We start from the raw sequence: 18,201 nt of genomic DNA, 5'->3' as shown, positions 1-18,201 counted from the left end.
TGCTCACACAGATTGTTTGATTAAATTGTTAAAGAGCGTGCCTTTCGGCTAGGCGGCGTATACTACGCGCCTTTCGAACAATGTCAACGTCTTATTTTAACTTAATTTCAAACCGAAGTTTGAATCGTTAACGCGTTTCTTTTATTCTAAAACTCGCTAGGTAACTTGCGCTACATCCCGTGTCTGTGGGGCGCATTATAGGGATCACAAAACTATTGGCAAGTGTTTTATGACGATTAATTGCAATTAATTTTTATACCTACTTTGACCACAAGTTATCCACAATTTTGCTTTTGTTATCCACACTTTTGTGTCGTATAGTGAGCTTTTAATATAACGATCAGAAGGTTTATTATGTTTCCTACACTACGTCCTTATAAAAATATCCATCCAACTATTGGTAATAATGTTTATATTGACCCATTTTCTTCGATTATTGGCGATGTGCATTTAGCTGATGACGTTAATATCTGGCCAATGTGCGTTTTACGTGGCGATGTTAACTCTATATATGTTGGTGCTCGTACTAATATTCAAGATGGTTCTGTTTTACATGTAGCCAGAAAAGGTGAAGTAACGCTTGATGGTTACTCATTAACTATCGGTGAAGATGTTACTGTTGGTCATAAAGCAATGTTACATGCTTGCTCTGTTGGTGATCGCGTATTGATTGGAATGGGTGCGATTGTTCTCGATAATGCATGCATTGAAGATGATGTTATTCTTGCGGCCGGTGCTTTAGTCCCCCCTAATAAGACGTTAGCGTCTGGTTTTTTATATGTTGGCTCTCCAGCAAAAGCAGCTCGTGAGTTAACTGAAGCTGAATTTGCTTTCTTAAAACGTTCAGCAAGTCATTACGTCAATTTAAAAAATGAATATATTGAAGAAGCATCTAAATAGTTTCTGTATTTAAGCTTATTTAACTGAGCTAGCCCCTCATTATTAAGCTACCGTTTAGATTGCGATTTCAACAGTAGCTTCAATACTCATTCAAAGCACAACTCTAGTTTTAACGACACACTTTACGCACCTAAATGTTATCTTTCTTGATTTACTAATACATTTGTAATCACTTCAATTACTTTCTCATAAACTCACCTATCCATCAGGTAATGAACAAAGATCCACCAGCTATCATTAAAAATACCCATTTAACTTCATAATTCTACTTTTTATACTGAATTTAACTCATGACATGAAAAATTCATACATCAGCTTACAGGCAAAGGTATGTCTAGCTTCTCTGTTTATTTTCCCATCAAAATATAAATATTATTATTTATTATCAATAATTTAGTGTTTTTTTTAAATCCATTTTATGTAATAAAAAAGCGCAACGTTGGTGCAGTACTGCTCTTCGTTATGACTTTGAGGTAAGCAATTCAGCTTATCTATACATATAAATGGAATAAACATGAAAAATATAAATTACGATCATATTAAAACAACTGTCTCACAACCTTTCCCAAATCTTGATTCGTACTGGCCATACCATGTAACGCAAGATATTTTTGAAGGTAGTTGGAGTCAAACCAGTATTAACAAGCATATCAACTTAGCTGAATGGCAAACCTACCTAGAAGATTTACCTAGAGATACTTATGTTGATACTCGTTGGAAAAGAATGTCATGGCTTTATTTGGATCAAGCTGGCGAGATCAATACGTTAGATGATTGTCCAATGGCTCAAGGGGGAAGTTATAATGATGCAGATACGATGGCTGATAAGTTACGTTATTATCCCGCATTAGAAACCTCTTTCTTGCAACGAGATGATGTTCAATCCTTTATAAAAGCATGGGTAGATCTTTGGGATATTAATCCTAAAGAGCCCATTTTAATGCAGATTAATGGTATCAAAGGTAACCAGGCTATCGATCCTTTACAAGGGCAAGGGATCCATCAAGATGGTAGTCAGTTTTTAAGTATATTAGTGTTGAGTAGAGAAAATGTAACAGGTGGAGAAAATACACTGTATGAAGATAAAGCAGGACAACGTCAAATTACCCATGCGACATTAGCACCAGGTGAAATAATGCATATTAGAGATAATGAAGTTTTTCATAATATATCGTCAGTACAGCCTCTAGATAACGACACACCTTTTGAACGATTTATCATTATCATTAACTGTCGTTTTAATGATGCCTTTCAAAATAAAATTTTACGTCAGCACTTCCCTGATGTTGTACTCAATCAAGGGTAAGCTTTAATTTGAATGAACAAGGATATTACTAGGACGAGTTTGTGATATTGCAGATTAATCTTTAATCAAAGGTGTGTTTCTATCATTAGAAACACACCTTATTAAGTCTTACTTACCTTTTGCTCATCTCTTTCTGAAGTAACATGCTTGTTTTGTAGTTTAGCTCTAATGCTTTTTCACCATTAGCGTGTTCACTGACAAACATCGCACAATCTTTCAGTACTTTTTCTGGCATCGTTGTTTTACTTGCAGGACTAAACCCTAATTTCATATAAAAGTCAGCCATACGCGTTAATGCAAATAAACGTTTAATAGCTAATTTTTCAGAACGTTTAACTAACAGTTCGACGATTGCACTCCCTTGGCCACGACCTTCATAGCCAGGTTCTATACCTAATGAACGAATTTCAGCTAAACCTGTGTCATAAATATGAACAGACCCACAACCCGTTACTTTTCCGTCTAATTCAGTTACCACAAATTCACCAACTGAGTGAGATAGATCAGATTTATCTCTTGGTAAATTTTCACCTTTTTCAGCCCAATGATTAACCATTGATTCGATACGGTCTATATCATCTAAACATGCCGCTCTAATGGTGACACCCGATGTATCTCGTTTTGCCAAACGTTGTTCAGCTTCTGTTAATGCAAATTCAACTTGGTTAGGAGAAACACCACCTAATGCAACACGAGCAGCTAATGTCGCTTCTAATGTTAATGTTGGGTAAACGTCTTCTTCAATCACATCTGAGAATTGTTTGAACTCTTCAACACTCAAGTCTTCAAGTGGTACACCTTTTTCAATGGCAGCCACAACGGCTACGCCAACAATATGGTGAGCTTCACGGAATGGGATGCCTTTAGCAACTAAGTAGTCAGCCAATTCAGTCGCATTTGAATAGCCACCTTGTGCTGCTTCTTTAGTGCGTTCTTCATTAACTTTAAGATCAGTTAATGCCATTGACGCCATTTCTAAACAATCGCCCCACGTATCTAACGCATCAAACAAACCTTCTTTGTCTTCTTGCATATCTTTGTTGTAAGCCAAAGGTAATGCTTTAAGTGTCATTAACATACCTGCTAACGAACCAAATACACGACCTGATTTACCACGGATTAACTCCATTGCATCAGGGTTTTTCTTCTGTGGCATTAATGATGAGCCAGAAGTCACAAGATCAGACATTTCGATAAAGGCTGCTTCACCACTGTTATAGAAGATAAGGTCTTCTGCCATACGTGATAAATGTACCATTGATAATGTGGCACAACTCATTAACTCAACAACATGGTCACGGTCAGATACTGAATCTAAACTATTACGTGTTGCACGTTTAAAACCAAGAGAGTGTGCTAATACAGTACGATCCATTGCATAACCAGTACCTGCAAGTGCGCCACTACCTAATGGACAGGTATCCATACGATCTAAACAACCTTCTAAACGGCTATGGTCACGCTCTAACATTTCTAAGTAAGCTAAACACCAGTGAGAGAAAGTAACTGGTTGTGCACGTTGGAGATGAGTATAACCAGGTAAAATAACACCTTGGTGAACACGTGCTAATTCGATTAATTTCGCTTCTAATTGCTCTAGATTGGTAATTAAGCTTAATGTCGTTTTTTTACACCATAGTTTCAAGTCAGTTGCTACTTGGTCATTACGGCTACGACCTGTGTGTAATTTTTTACCTAAATCACCCACTTTATTAATAAGTTGGCCTTCGACCCAAGAGTGGATATCTTCAGCATCTGACTGTAGCACTTGTTCAGGATTGGCTTGCACTGATACTAATAATTCATTCAAGCTAGCTTCAATACTTTTTTGCTCTTCCGTCGTTAATACATTAACTGACAACAAAGCATGAGACCATGCGATTGAACCAATAATATCTTGTTCAGCAAGACGGTAATCGAATTTCAATGAATCATTAAATAATTTAAATTTTACGTCTGCCGCTTGGCTGAAACGTCCGCCCCATAGTGCCATTTGTTACTCCATTCTGACTTGTTTATTAACCCGATCTATTTATTAAAGGATTTGATTAACAACCAAATCCATTTGTTAAAGGATTGGTAATATTGAAATGCTATTTATAAACACTCTAATTTTAAAACGCTTATAAATAGAAATTCCTGCCCCCGATAATCAGAGACAGGAATTTTATAACATATTTTGCTTATTTGTTACTGTTTAGCTTACGAATACGGCTAGACAGTGAATATAAACGGATGAAACCTTCAGCATGTTTTTGGTCGTAAACATTATCATCACCAAAAGTAGCAAACTCTTCTGAGTAAAGGCTATTTGGAGAACGTTTCTTAACCGCTGTTGCTTGTCCTTTGTATAAACGAACAACCACTTCACCGTTAGCATCTTGCGCTAATGATTCAGAAGCCGCCAATAAAGAACCGCATAATGGTGTAAACCAACGACCGTCATACACTAAGTGAGCAAATTCTTGGCCCACTTGGTCACGCCAGCGACGAGATGGTTTGTCATGTACTAGCTCATCAATACCACGAAGTGCAGTTACCATCACTGTGCCTCCTGGTGTTTCATAACAACCACGAGACTTCATACCAACCGTACGGTTTTCAGTAATATCGATACGGCCAACACCATGTGCTGCTGCTTTATCATTTAGTAACATTAATGCATCGTAAGGAGAAAGCTCAACACCATCAACAGCGGTTACACGTGCTTTTTCAACTTTTAACGTTACGTACTCAGGCTCATTTGGTGCATCAAGCGGATCAACCGTTAATGTCCAAACACCTTTACTTGGCTCGTTGTATGGGTCTTCTAATTCGCCACCTTCATGCGAAATGTGCCATGCATTTGCATCACGGCTGTAGATTTTAGTTGCTGAAGCAGTTGTTTCGATTTTACGTTCAGCAAGGTAATCTAATAAATCTTCACGAGACGTCATTTCCCACTCACGCCAAGGCGCAATTACTTTTAGCTCTGGTGCTAGTGCAGCAAAACAACTTTCAAAACGGATTTGGTCATTACCTTTACCAGTACAACCGTGACAAACTGCGTCAGCGCCTACTTTTAAAGCCACTTCAACTTGTGCTTTAGCAATGATTGGACGCGCCATTGAAGTACCTAGTAAATAAGTACCTTCATATACTGCGCCAGATGCAATCGTTGGGTAGATGTAGTCTTTAACAAACTCTTCTTTTAAATCAACGATGTGACATTCAGATGCACCAGAAGCAATTGCTTTCTCGTGCAAACCGACTAATTCTTCTGCACCTTGGCCAACATCGGCACAAAACGCTACGATTTCACAATCATTATAAGTTTCTTTTAACCATGGAATGATTGCTGATGTATCTAAGCCGCCTGAATAAGCGAGAACTACTTTTTTAACTGAACTCATTGAATATTTTCCTTTCTCAATTATTTTATTTATTAATTAGGGTAAGCATTATAGCGTTTTGAATGTGCATTCTATTTTCAGCTTGATCAAAAATCAATGAAGCTGGGCCATCCATTACATCTGATGTGATATCTAGACCACGATGTGCAGGCTGGCAATGTAAAATATGTTTAATGCCCGTATTATCAAGCAATGCTTGATTAATTTGGTATGGCATAAATTTAGCTTTAATTTGTTCTAGGGGTGTATCGTCGCCCATTGATAACCAAGTGTCACCATAAACAACATCATAACCTTTAATATCATCGATATTATTTGTCACAGTGATCGTCGCGCCAGTTTCTTTTGCGATTTCTTCTGCTTTTTTCATAATTTGTGCATCTGGGCTATGACCTAAAGGACAAACAGCCGTGACTGTCGCACCTAAAATAGCACCCGCAATAAATAATGAATGCGTTACATTATTACCATCGCCAATATAAGCGAGCTTAACTTTGGTTAAATCATCGTAATTTTGTGCGATCGTTAAGAAGTCAGCCATACCTTGGCATGGATGGTATAAGTCACACAGAGAGTTAATCACTGGTACGCTTGCATATTCTTGCATTTCAACCAATGTTTTATGGTCAAATACACGTGCGACAATACAATCAGCCCAACGAGAAATATTAGCGGCGAAGTCTTTAACGTCTTCACGGCTACCCATCGCGCCATTAGTTTGATCTAAATAAACAGCATGACCACCTAATTTATTAACACCAATATCAAACGTTACTCGTGTACGTAGCGATTGCTTTTCAAATAAAGTAACAACGCTTTTACCGGCTAATGCCTGCGCATATTTACTTGGATTTGCTTTTAAATCTTTGCCCAATGCAATCAGGTCTAATGCCTGTTGTTGAGTCATTTCCATGCCAGTTAATAAATTTTCCATTGTCACTCTCTATTGCTTCTTTATTTAATTACTTTGGTTCCCACTGCTTTACCTGCAAGCAATGACACTAAATTTTCTGGATTCTTCCAACTTGCTAACATCACATAACCTAATTGTTCGGCAGCTTGTAATGCAGCTTTTACTTTAACAGCCATACCATCTTGAATCACATCTTCAGCAATAAGTGTATCAGCTAGTTGCGTGTTTAACTCAGGAATAACCTTTTTCTGTGCGTCCCATACGCCATCCACATCGGATAAGAAGACAAGCTCTGCGCCCACCAGCTCACAAATAGCAATGGCAGCTTGGTCAGCATTAACATTATATAGATTACCATCTTCACCAATCGCAATTGAAGAGATCACAGGCAAAAATCCACCCGCCAATAAACTATTAATTAAAGCAGGATTATTTGGGCTGCAAATACCTACTGCACCAAGGTCTGGGTCCATCTGTTTAACTGAACAACTAAATCCATCTGCTAACGACAAACCAACAGCCGATAAACCTGCTTGTAATGCTTTAGCCATCAATAATTTATTTGATGTACCGGCTAACGCACCTGCAACATAAGGGATTTGATCAAACGGTGTAATACGTAAACCATTTTTCTTTTCACTTTTAATGTTCATCTTTTTCAGAACATCTTCCACAATCACACCACCACCATGGACTAATAATAATGGACGTTGTTGTATTGCTAAGTATTCAGTTAATGCAGAAAACAAATTAGTCAGTGCTTGATTGTTCTCTAAAACTGCTCCGCCTAATTTAATTAATAGCGGTTTTTGTTGTACTTGTGTCATTTAAAATCCGTTTTATAAAATAGAAGTCGTCATATCAAAACCGAAACGTAAATTAATACATTGCATTGCTTGTGATGAGGCGCCTTTTAATAGGTTATCGATAGCACTAAACACCACTAAATCCTGCCCATCAACTGCCCAGCCTAAATCACAGAATGGCGTACCGACCACGTTTTTCAGTGCAGGGAACGATCCTTCCATTAAACGAACAATCGGTTTATCTGCATAAGCAGTTTGATAAGCTTGATTAATTTGCTCAGCAGTTGTGCCTTCATTCAATACCACATTGATGCTCGCTAAAATACCACGCTTGAAACTGCCTAAGTGCGGTGTAAATACGACGTCAGTCCCTAAATGCTGATCAATTTCTGGTTTGTGACGATGAGTGAAGACACCATAAGGTTGTAAACTCACTTCACAAAAGCTGCTTGCCACATTGGCTTTACGTCCAGCGCCACTCACACCGCTTGTTGCATTAATCGTTGGTTTAATACCTGCTTTAATTAAATCCGCATCAAACAATGGTTTTAATGCAGTTAAAGAAGCCGTGGTATAACAACCTGGTACTGCAATTAAATCAGTGCCTTTTACTTGTTCAGCATTCCATTCCGCTAAACCGTAAACTGCTTTTTCTAATAGATCTGGATGTTGATGCGTGAAACCATAATATTTTTCATAAAAGCCAGCAGATTTAACACGGAATGCACCAGACAGATCAAACACGACCGTATTTTCAGCTAAAAACAATGGGGCTAAGTCATGGCTGACTTCATGTGCAGTTGCAAGAATAACAATATCAACATTTTCACAGGCAGCTTTAATACCGCTTACACCAAGAGGTTGTAATGGCAGATCGACACAACCGCGCAAGTTACCGTATAACTCAGATATGTTCTTTCCTTTATCTAAGCTACCTTCTGACACATATAATCCAACCAATTCGATATTCGGATGACGCGTTAAAAATTGTGCTAACTCCGCTCCTGTATAACCGCTAGCTCCCACTACAATTGCTTTTAACATAAGAAAATTCCTGTTTCATTACTGACTTAATGCGTGATAAATAAATATGGGTAACAAGGTGCTTTTCGCGTTACCAACTATAAAAAGACATTTTAAATCAAAGTGACTATTTATTCAATAAATGTGAATAAATATACCAAAAATGATAAATTGCTTATAAACTCAACAAAAAACATGTGAGTTAATTTCATTAAAAACTGAAAAAACCTAGTAAACAACTGAATTTAAATACATTTATATTAAAACGTTTATTTTATTAAATTTATAACTATGCCGAAAACCATAGAAAATAAATACGATCAGGCAATTCAAGGAAATATAATTTCCTAAAATTTTACAACCACAGTAAATAAAATAACCAAATAAGTTTTAACTTACATAAAGATTTAAATTAAAGACAGCATTAACAATTGATTAAGTATTTTAATCAATACAGAAAATAATGTTAATTAAATGTAAAAAAGAGCATAAAATACAAATAAACGGATATGTTAGATATTGAAACATCACTGTTATATGCATTGTGTATATTAAAAATCACCACTGACGCCAATTGAATTAAATTCGTGACTTTATAAGGTGTAAATAGTAGATTTAAAAATAGATAAAAATGGTCATACCATTTCACCTACGGATCTATTAGCCCTTTTGTTGTTCAATTAATACAAGGTAACAGTTTAATTTTAAGGAATAGTATGTCATTACCTGCATTCATCGACCTGTACAAAGACCTCATTAAATTACCCTCTATCAGCTCAAGTGATAGCACATGGGATCAAAGTAACGTAGCCGTTATCAATCAATTAGCGGAATGGCTTTCAGACCTAGGGTTTACGACAGACATTACAGAAGTAGCCGCTGCACCAGGTAAATTTAACTTAGTAGCAACATTAGGCGAAGGTGATGGAGGTTTACTGTTAGCAGGTCATACTGATACCGTTCCTTACGATGAAGGAAAATGGCAAACGGATCCTTTCACAGTCGTAGAAAAAGATAATCGTTTATACGGCTTAGGTACCATTGATATGAAAGGCTTTTTTGCTTTTGTTATTGAAGTACTGAAAACAATGGATCGTGAAAAATTCACTAAGCCTTTACGTATCCTTGCGACTGCAGATGAAGAAACAACCATGTCAGGTGCACAGCAAATATCAGAGCAAAAACATTTTCGTCCTGATTATGCGGTGATTGGCGAACCAACGGGTATGGTCCCTGTTACCATGCATAAAGGCCACATGTCTGAAGGCATTCGTATCACAGGTAGAAGTGGGCACAGCTCAGATCCTGACAAAGGATTAAATGCCATTGACGTTATGCACCTTGTGTTAAGTGAATTAAAACAAGTACAACAAACGTTTAAAGACAAATACCATAACCCACATTTTGAAGTGCCGTATCCAACACTTAATTTTGGTGCAATCACGGGTGGCGATAGTCCAAACCGTATTTGTGGCTGTTGTGAATTACACATTGATATGCGCCCTATTCCAGGCGTTACAACGAACGAGTTATTCATTACTGTTAAACAAGCATTATCAGAAATAGAAAAACGTTACCCAGACAGCTTAGAGATCTTCCATTTGCATGAGCCTATTCCTTCTTATGAATGCCCATTGCACTCAGATCTCATCGATAATGCAGAAATTTACACTGGCAACAAAGCAACCAGTGCGAACTACTGTACAGAAGCACCATTTATCCAAGCATTAGGTTGTGACACCATTGTGTTGGGTCCTGGCCACATAGCGCAAGCACACCAACCCAATGAATATTTAGACCTTTCATTTGTGAAACCAACCAAAGAAGTGATTGGTAAATTAATCCAGCATTATTGCATCTAAGGTAATAAATATTGGTATTTTGTAGTCACGTTTTTAACGACGTTTCTAACAAAATGGCGGACACGCCAATTTCGACAATGTAGATAGTAAGATGCAAGAGAGCCTAAATTGACTAGCCTCTTCATTATGGTATTTTATTTAACTCCACTACAAAAAATGTAATTTGATTACAATAATAAGGAACAACGATGACAGAAACATATGCAAACTTACGTAGTAACGTTAGTTTATTAGGACAATTACTTGGTAAGAGTATTAGTGACCATTTAGGTGAACCTTTCCTTGAAAAAATTGAAACCATACGTCAGCTTTCTAAATCATCTCGTTCTGGTAATAGCAAAGATGGAGAACGCTTAATTGATGTATTGTCTAACTTAAGCGACAACGAACTACTCCCAGTAGCCCGTGCTTTCACTCACTTCTTAAATCTCGCTAATATTGCAGAGCAGTTTCATGGAATTTCTCGTCATTGTGATGGCGACGTTTGTGCTCCGGACCCGCTACAAGAGCTCATCGTCAAACTCAAAAACAGCGATGTTTCTGAAGATGAAATGCGCAAATCAGTGGCTGAACTGCACATGGATATGGTATTAACAGCACATCCAACAGAAATCACTCGTCGTACATTAATTCATAAATACGCAGCGATTAATAAATGTCTCAGTTTATTAGAGCTTACTGATATTTCAGATAAAGAACGTGACCAGCTTTTAGTTCGCCTTGAGCAACTAATCACTCAAGCTTGGCACACAAACGACATTCGTAAAAATCGCCCAACACCGGTTGATGAAGCTAAATGGGGCTTCGCCGTTATCGAAAATAGCCTGTGGGAAGCAGTACCTCAATATGTACGTGAACTTGATAAAACATTAGAAGACGGTTTAGGCATTTCATTACCGCTTGACGCTTCACCAATCAAATTCACTTCGTGGATGGGCGGAGACCGTGACGGTAACCCATTCGTAACTGCGAAAGTAACAAAAGAAGTACTCATTACTAGCCGTTGGGTAGCAGTCAGTTTATACCTTGAAGATATCCAACAGTTAACTAAAGAGTTATCAATGGATAACTGTGACCCTGTATTACGTGCCTTTGTTGGTGAAGATGCAGATGAACCTTACCGTGTTGTTTTACGTAAATTACGTACTGAACTAAAAGAAACATTAACGGCATTAAGTGCAACACTACAAGGCCATGACAGTACAGCGAAAGATATCATCATCAGCACTAAACAGCTTAAAGAGCCTTTAGAGTTATGTTATCAATCACTGACTAAAATGGGCATGAGTTCAATTGCTAATGGTTTACTGTTAGACATTATCCGTCGTGTAAACTGTTTTGGTGTGAACCTAGTTAAATTAGATATTCGTCAAGATGGCGAACGTCACGGTGATACATTATCTGAACTAACACGCTACTTAGGCATTGGTGATTACAACGCATGGAGCGAGGAAGATAAACAAGCTTTCTTACTACAAGAGCTAAACAGCAAACGCCCACTGATTCCAGCATCATGGGAACCATCAGCAGAAGTACAAGAAGTATTAGATACCTGTAAAGTGGTGGCTCAAACTGATCCTGAAGCATTAGGTATTTACATTATTTCAATGGCACGTGAAGCATCTGACGTATTAGCCGTACAGCTATTACTAAAAGAAGTAGGTTGCCCATTCCGTATTCCAGTTGCACCATTGTTTGAAACGTTAGATGACTTAAACAATGCCGCTGATGTTATGCAACGTTTATACGCTGTTGATTGGTACCGAGGTTACATTAACGGTGAACAACACGTGATGATTGGTTATTCTGACTCAGCAAAAGATGCCGGCGTAATGGCAGCGAACTGGGCACAATACACCTCACAAGAAGCATTGATCAAAATCAGTGAAGAAAACGACATTCAATTAGTCTTGTTCCACGGACGTGGCGGCACAATTGGTCGTGGCGGCGCACCAGCACAACAAGCATTATTATCTCAACCTCCAGGTTCATTAAAAGGTGGTTTACGTGTAACAGAGCAAGGCGAAATGATCCGCTTTAAGTTCGGCTTACCAAAAGTAGCGATTAATAGCTTAAACATCTATACCGCTGCAATATTGGAAGCAAACTTACTGCCGCCACCGGCACCAAAACAAGAATGGCGCGACTTAATGCAGCAATTTGCAGAACAGTCTTGTGAAGAATATCGCTTCTTTGTTCGTGAAGAACCAGATTTTGTTCCTTACTTCCGTAGCGTAACGCCAGAACTTGAGCTAGGTAAACTAGCATTAGGCAGTCGCCCTGCGAAACGTAAAGCAGATGGTGGTGTAGAAAGCTTACGTGCTATTCCATGGATTTTTGCTTGGAGTCAAAATCGCTTAATGCTTCCAGCATGGTTAGGTGCTGGTACGTCATTAAAAACATTGCTAGATGAAGGTAAAAAAGAGCTATTACAAGAAATGTATGTTAACTGGCCTTTCTTTCACACACGTCTAGAAATGTTTGAAATGGTATTCATGAAAGCAGATGAAGAGTTAACTCGATTCTACGAAGAGCGTTTAGTGCCTAAAGAGCTATGGCCACTAGGTCAGCGTTTACGTGATAACCTTAAACTAACACGTGAAGTCGTATTGGAAACGATTCCAGACCACAAGTTAATGCAAGAGCAACCATGGATAAAAGAATCAATTGAACTACGTAACCCGTATGTTGATCCATTAAACATGTTACAAGCGGAGTTATTATCTCGTTCACGTTCATGCGAACAAAATGAGACGATCAACCCAGATATTGACCAAGCATTAATGGTAACCATTGCAGGTATTGCAGCAGGTCTGCGTAATACAGGTTAATAGACACTTAAAGCAGCACGATTTATATAACGCTTTGGCTTATTGAAATTGTGCTCTTATCAAGTATGTTGATTAAATAGGTTTAACGTCGTTTTTATAATCCAATAACATTATAAAATGATGTTAAACTTTTCCTACAAATCCTCTTTCAACCAAACTCTGTTAATCACCTAAAAAGCATTTCCATATAACATGCTCAGATTGTATTTCTATTCAATCAGTTTCTATCTCCATGTATAATACTACCCCCAACTAAAATTTTACTTCTATATAAAAGTACCTCCCAAAGACTTAAACTCCTTTTTTGCCACACATTTAACTTATTTCACTATGCTATTTTATGCATTATTCATATTAGTGATGTTAAAAGACTTATTCTTCGACAATACTTTAAAGCACACTATGGTTTATTTTATGGCTCATTAACATCAGGAGATTTACATCATGAAATACTATTTAAGTTCAATATTCGTCTGCTTAGCGCTACTTTTACAAGGTTGCGGTGAAAGTGTAGCTACAACAACCAAAGTCAGTGATTACAAGGGTACAGGTTCAGTGACTCAAGGTATTGCACAAACAACCGTTACCAATTTATTTCCAGAGGGTCGTCGCGTTGCAGCACTTGGTACTATTGATAGCATCAATAGCCAAGCGGCATGGGCTGTACCTGCAGTGGTTAATTATACAAACGACAACTTCCCTATCGCCCCCGATCTATACAATGACTATGGTCATAAATACACCGATACACAAGCAGCACTTTCCGCATTGAATGAAGACGATATTGTAGAGGTCGATACAGATGGTGAAGTCATTACGGCTTACATATTTGCTGATAATTACTTTGAAATGTACATCAATGGTGTCTCTGTCGGTAAAGACCCAATTCCTTTCACTGAATTTAACTCCAATATTATTCAATTTAAAGTGAATAAACCCTTTGATATAGCAGTGCTCGCCGTCGATTGGGAAGAGAATTTAGGAACAGGTACTGAGCTTAACCGTAATGTAAAAGCCCATCCTGGTGATGGTGGTTTTGTTGCCGTATTTAAAGATGAAAGCAATCAAACCGTCGCCATAACAGACGGTGATTGGAAAGCACAAAACTATTATACCTCGCCTATTTCAGACCTAAGTTGTTTGTCTGAATCAGGCTCTGTACGTTTATCTACAAACTGTACTATTCAAGGTACTGACGATACATCACAACTTTATGGCGTACATTGGGCAATACCAACAGATTGGCAACAACAAGGTTTTGACGATAGCCAATGGCCAGCAGCAAACACCTTCACTAACGACACAGTCGGAGTTGATAATAAAAAGTCATACACTAACTTCACTGATATTTTTGATGATTCAAACAACGATGCTCAATTCATTTGGTCTGCGAATTTAAACTTAGATAATAAAATATTGTTAAGAACAACAGTTAATAAATAAGTGATTACCTAAATGATAAACCGTTCAATTAACAAGCACATTGTTAGTTGAACATCGCCTATTACACCGACCCTAAAACGATAACTGAATAGCAAGAAAGCTAATAAACTCCCTTGAACGACTCTCCATTAATTGTTCGCACTAAACCAAAGCATTTCGAGGATGCTATTCCTGACTTATAAATATTGCTCATAAATATCGCTTATAGACTTTATGATTTGAGTAATAGTGGTTTAGAGAATAGTGGTTATGTTAATATTGTATTTTTACGTGCTACTCGGTTAATAACATGACAAATGACACACCAATCAAACAGCTTGATGCATTAGGTTTACGCTGCCCAGAACCAGTAATGGTGATCAGAAAAACTGTAAGACAATTAGCAATAGGTGACTTATTAGAGATTATTGCCGACGACCCTGCTACAACAAGAGATATCCCAAGCTTTTGTCGCTTTATGGAACATCAACTAATAGAAGCACAAGTAGACACGATACCGTATCGGTATTTGATTAAGAAAGGATTGAAGTGATACTAGAAGGTATAAGATTTTTGAAGTATCTATAGATAGAAATGATTTCTAAGAAAGAATGTTGAGTGTGTAAAGTCAGAGTATTGTAAATAACCATACTGCTAGACATTATTTCCTGCTTTTAATAAAACCTTTAAACAATAAACTAAAAAAACAGAGGTATTTTTTAAAAAAAAGACCGACAACACCTCTATAAAGCAACTATTGATATTTAACTGCATTAAACTTGTAATGGCTAATTTCACTACCAACTCGATACTTTTCTGCATTTCATTTAAACAGTATGCTTTAGGGATAGTTTTAATAATATCTAACTAAAGCTCTATATTTTAACGCTTCCTAATCAAAAGAATATATCGATTACCTAATTGCTCAACATCATAAATAGCGGTTGAATTTTTGATGTTGTATACAACAAAATCGACTTGTAATTAATACCAAAAGAATTAATAAGGTGATCATTCTTGCTGGTTAAAATCCCCCCTAACTGCGTTGTGAGTTTTGAAGTGAGAACAACTATCTCCTACAACTCACGTCTTATTAGTGTTAATTTTTCCTGCGCAATCTCTGATCACTTATTTAATTCCATTGGTATAATCCAATAATAAACCTAGTAATTTTAACTATATTTTATTTTTGAAAATAAATAATTTAAAGGAATATGATAATAATACACACTAAATCTGTAGCCAGACTTAGTGTGTATTATTTAATGATTAATCGACAGGAGTTTCATCTATATCCGCTGAAGAAGAACTCGTTGCATAAACGTCAGCAGCGTCTGAAACAATCAATGCGCCATCATCAATTAATCCATTAATAATGGTGACATCATTACTACCGTATTCAGTAACTAGGTCAACATCATCTAACACGATATATTGTGTGACTTCATCATTTACTACCTCAATCGTTGTATTCGTTACGCCTTCATTATCAGTGTCTACTGAGAAATTAAGGTAAGAATCAAGCGTGTCGTTAGTAGCATCAACAAGTAATTCACTTAAATCTAGGACATCTTCACCATCAATATCAAAATCAGTAATAGTGTCAATATTGCTATTTGCACTACTATCAAATTCCCAAATATAAGTATCACCACCATCGCCGCCGGTTAATATGTCGTTACCTAAACCACCAGTTAACATATCATCACCATCACCACCGACTAATGTATCGTCACCAGCCGTTCCTACAATGATACTATCAACACCATCAACACGTATAGTCGCTTCTGCTGTATCGATACCTGTATCAGTCCCATCACTAACTGTGTACTCAATATTAAATGTTTGAGAGTCCCCATCATTTAACGTGACACCTAGCTCTTCGCTCGGGGTAAAGACAATTTTACCATCAACAAGTTGGCCAGTACCTACCACAATGTCACCCACAGTAATATCTACGGCATCTCCACCTTCTGTGACGCTTTGCCCTTGAATTTCTGTAATAGTAATTTCGTCATTATCGTTATCTGTATCATTAGATAATACATCGATAGCGATTGAACTATTTTCGTCAGTGAAAATATCTCCTTCAGTCAAAGAAGTATCTACTTCTGGCAAATCATCAGTTACATCAACTGTTTCATCTGCATCATCATAGTTAAGATCAAGTTCAATGACTTCAGTTGTTTCACTACCATCAGCTTGTGTTCTAGTAAATGTAATTTCATCTGCGACAGTTCTAGATAACGTCATGTTTTGCACTACGTATGTACCATTAGAACCTGAAGTTGTTAGCTCAAAGTAGTCAACTGCTGAATCAGTAACAAACGTATAAGTGTCTGCATAACTACCACTCTGTCTGTAAGAAGATTGCGTTTCACTTGTACCATCTTCAAAATAAGCGGTAATACTAACTTGAGTTGCATTGTTACTGGTTTCATCGAAGAATCCACCTAAACCATCAAGCGTGAAAGAGACTGAATTAATATTTTCACCTTCAATATCTATAACAAGTGTTTCACCTTGGCTTAAGCCACTACCATCTCCATTCCCTATACCATTACCGATATGTGTATTGCCATTCCAAGCCGTTAGTACTTGCGAATCGTTAGCGGCAGTAGTTAAAAGCGAAGTTGTAATGGTTGCATTATTAATGGTTGTAGTAACCTCTGTCCCGTCACTATTAACTGTTCCCCAGTCACTTACATTAGCAACAAAATTAGAAGATCCATCATCACCAAATGAACCCACTCCAATATCAACTGAGTTAAGTTGAATCGCTGCCTCATCAGGTATAAATTGAACTTCAGAGTCAGAGTCGTATTCTTCACCAACGACCATATCAACCCAAACACCATCGACTGAAACTTGCATAGTACCGAACTCAGGCTGTTCATCGAGACGAATCGTTGTAGCGTAAGTCATTTCAGTATCATTAGTCGCTGTTGGAGCGTATTCAACTCCATTAATGGTAATTTCAATCTCTTGAGTATTTCCATCAGTCGTATTAACCGTGATTGTATCTGTTAATGTTTCTCCGTCATCAAGTGCTTGTATCTCGGTTTGTTCATTATCAGCTGAATATGTCCAGTTACCATCAGCATCAATGGTTAGTTCACCGTAAGTACCTTCTACCGTTTCATCTGTAAAAGTCGTTGTATCGGCGGTATCTACATCCGTAATGTCTAATACACCTGTGACGGTTAAAGTTGATGGATCTGCATCTTCTGTTACTTCACCAGTCGTATCGCCTGTCACAACAGATATATCGTTGACGCCGTTAATGGTGACTGTAATATCTTGCGTTACACCATTTAACGTAACGGTATAAACCTCTGTTAATGTTTCACCCTCACCTAAATATTGAACGGCGCTATTATCAACTTCGTATGACCAGTTACCATCAGCATCAATTGTCATTTCACCTAAGGCTGTATCACCAGTATTTGTTGCTGAAAATGCAACGGTAGGTTCAAAGTTTTCACTATCTGTAGTATCAACATCTGTAAAGGTTAATGTACCTGAATCCGTTAATTTTCCATCATTATTAACAGTATCTTCAGTAACAGAGCCTGCATCACTATCTCCAACTAATGAATTTATTGTAATTTCTGTAGGGTCTTCTGCTCCAAAAATAAATACACTGATTTCTTGTTCAGTACCATTCACGGTGATGACAAAATTTTCGACTACACGCTCTCCTGCATCGATATATTGAACCAGGCTATTATCAACCGCATAAGACC

Annotated in this window: 12 protein-coding genes; 6 read left to right on the top strand and 6 right to left on the bottom strand. The window is 37.5% G+C overall.

The window, feature by feature from the left end:
• The first annotated feature begins 354 nt into the window (after positions 1–354).
• Both SP041_RS20060 and SP041_RS20055 read left to right on the top strand, forming a co-directional pair.
• Positions 355–900: a gamma carbonic anhydrase family protein gene (locus SP041_RS20060; RefSeq protein WP_025564418.1), complete on the top strand. Its 546-nt coding sequence runs from the start codon at positions 355–357 to the stop codon at positions 898–900.
• Between the two features lie 514 nt (positions 901–1,414).
• Entirely contained in the window at positions 1,415–2,206 is a 792-nt protein-coding gene (locus SP041_RS20055; protein WP_025564416.1) for a 2OG-Fe dioxygenase family protein, read from the top strand.
• 112 nt (positions 2,207–2,318) lie between these two features.
• Here the strand turns inward: SP041_RS20055 and argH are convergent, their stop codons facing one another.
• The 5 genes from argH to argC form a co-directional block, all read right to left on the bottom strand.
• Positions 2,319–4,199, bottom strand: a complete 1,881-nt coding sequence (argH, locus tag SP041_RS20050; RefSeq protein ID WP_025564414.1) for an argininosuccinate lyase — start codon at positions 4,197–4,199, stop codon at positions 2,319–2,321.
• A 190-nt stretch (positions 4,200–4,389) separates the two neighbouring features.
• Complete coding sequence (locus SP041_RS20045; RefSeq protein WP_025564412.1) at positions 4,390–5,598, bottom strand: argininosuccinate synthase; 1,209 nt, start codon at positions 5,596–5,598, stop codon at positions 4,390–4,392.
• A gap of 25 nt (positions 5,599–5,623) precedes the next feature.
• Positions 5,624–6,532: an ornithine carbamoyltransferase gene (locus tag SP041_RS20040; protein ID WP_025564411.1), complete on the bottom strand. Its 909-nt coding sequence runs from the start codon at positions 6,530–6,532 to the stop codon at positions 5,624–5,626.
• Between the two features lie 20 nt (positions 6,533–6,552).
• Positions 6,553–7,338, bottom strand: a complete 786-nt coding sequence (gene argB, locus SP041_RS20035) for an acetylglutamate kinase (RefSeq protein ID WP_025564409.1) — start codon at positions 7,336–7,338, stop codon at positions 6,553–6,555.
• A gap of 12 nt (positions 7,339–7,350) precedes the next feature.
• On the bottom strand, positions 7,351–8,361 hold the full coding sequence (argC, locus tag SP041_RS20030; RefSeq protein WP_025564407.1) for an N-acetyl-gamma-glutamyl-phosphate reductase: 1,011 nt from the start codon (positions 8,359–8,361) through the stop codon (positions 7,351–7,353).
• 695 nt (positions 8,362–9,056) lie between these two features.
• On the opposite strand from argC, the gene argE reads away from it, so the two are divergent.
• The 4 genes from argE (at position 9,057) to tusA (ending at position 15,008) form a co-directional block, all read left to right on the top strand.
• Positions 9,057–10,202, top strand: a complete 1,146-nt coding sequence (gene argE / locus SP041_RS20025; RefSeq protein WP_025564405.1) for an acetylornithine deacetylase — start codon at positions 9,057–9,059, stop codon at positions 10,200–10,202.
• 188 nt (positions 10,203–10,390) lie between these two features.
• Entirely contained in the window at positions 10,391–13,033 is a 2,643-nt protein-coding gene (gene ppc / locus SP041_RS20020; protein ID WP_025564402.1) for a phosphoenolpyruvate carboxylase, read from the top strand.
• A 444-nt stretch (positions 13,034–13,477) separates the two neighbouring features.
• The gene (locus SP041_RS20015; RefSeq protein WP_037048856.1) at positions 13,478–14,476 is read left to right on the top strand and encodes a hypothetical protein; all 999 of its coding nucleotides are present in this window, start codon (positions 13,478–13,480) and stop codon (positions 14,474–14,476) included.
• Positions 14,477–14,765: 289 nt separating this feature from the next.
• Positions 14,766–15,008 carry a sulfurtransferase TusA gene (tusA, locus tag SP041_RS20010; RefSeq protein ID WP_025564398.1) on the top strand — a complete coding sequence of 81 codons (243 nt, stop codon included), beginning with the start codon at positions 14,766–14,768 and terminating at the stop codon, positions 15,006–15,008.
• Between the two features lie 716 nt (positions 15,009–15,724).
• Here the strand turns inward: tusA and SP041_RS20005 are convergent.
• On the bottom strand, positions 15,725–18,201 hold a 2,477-nt coding region (locus SP041_RS20005; protein WP_137298002.1), incomplete at its 5' end, for a VCBS domain-containing protein.

It is taken from the genome of Psychromonas sp. SP041 (assembly GCF_000470315.2).
Lineage (GTDB): Bacteria > Pseudomonadota > Gammaproteobacteria > Enterobacterales > Psychromonadaceae > Psychromonas.
This window is presented reverse-complemented; position numbering and strand designations above follow the sequence as displayed.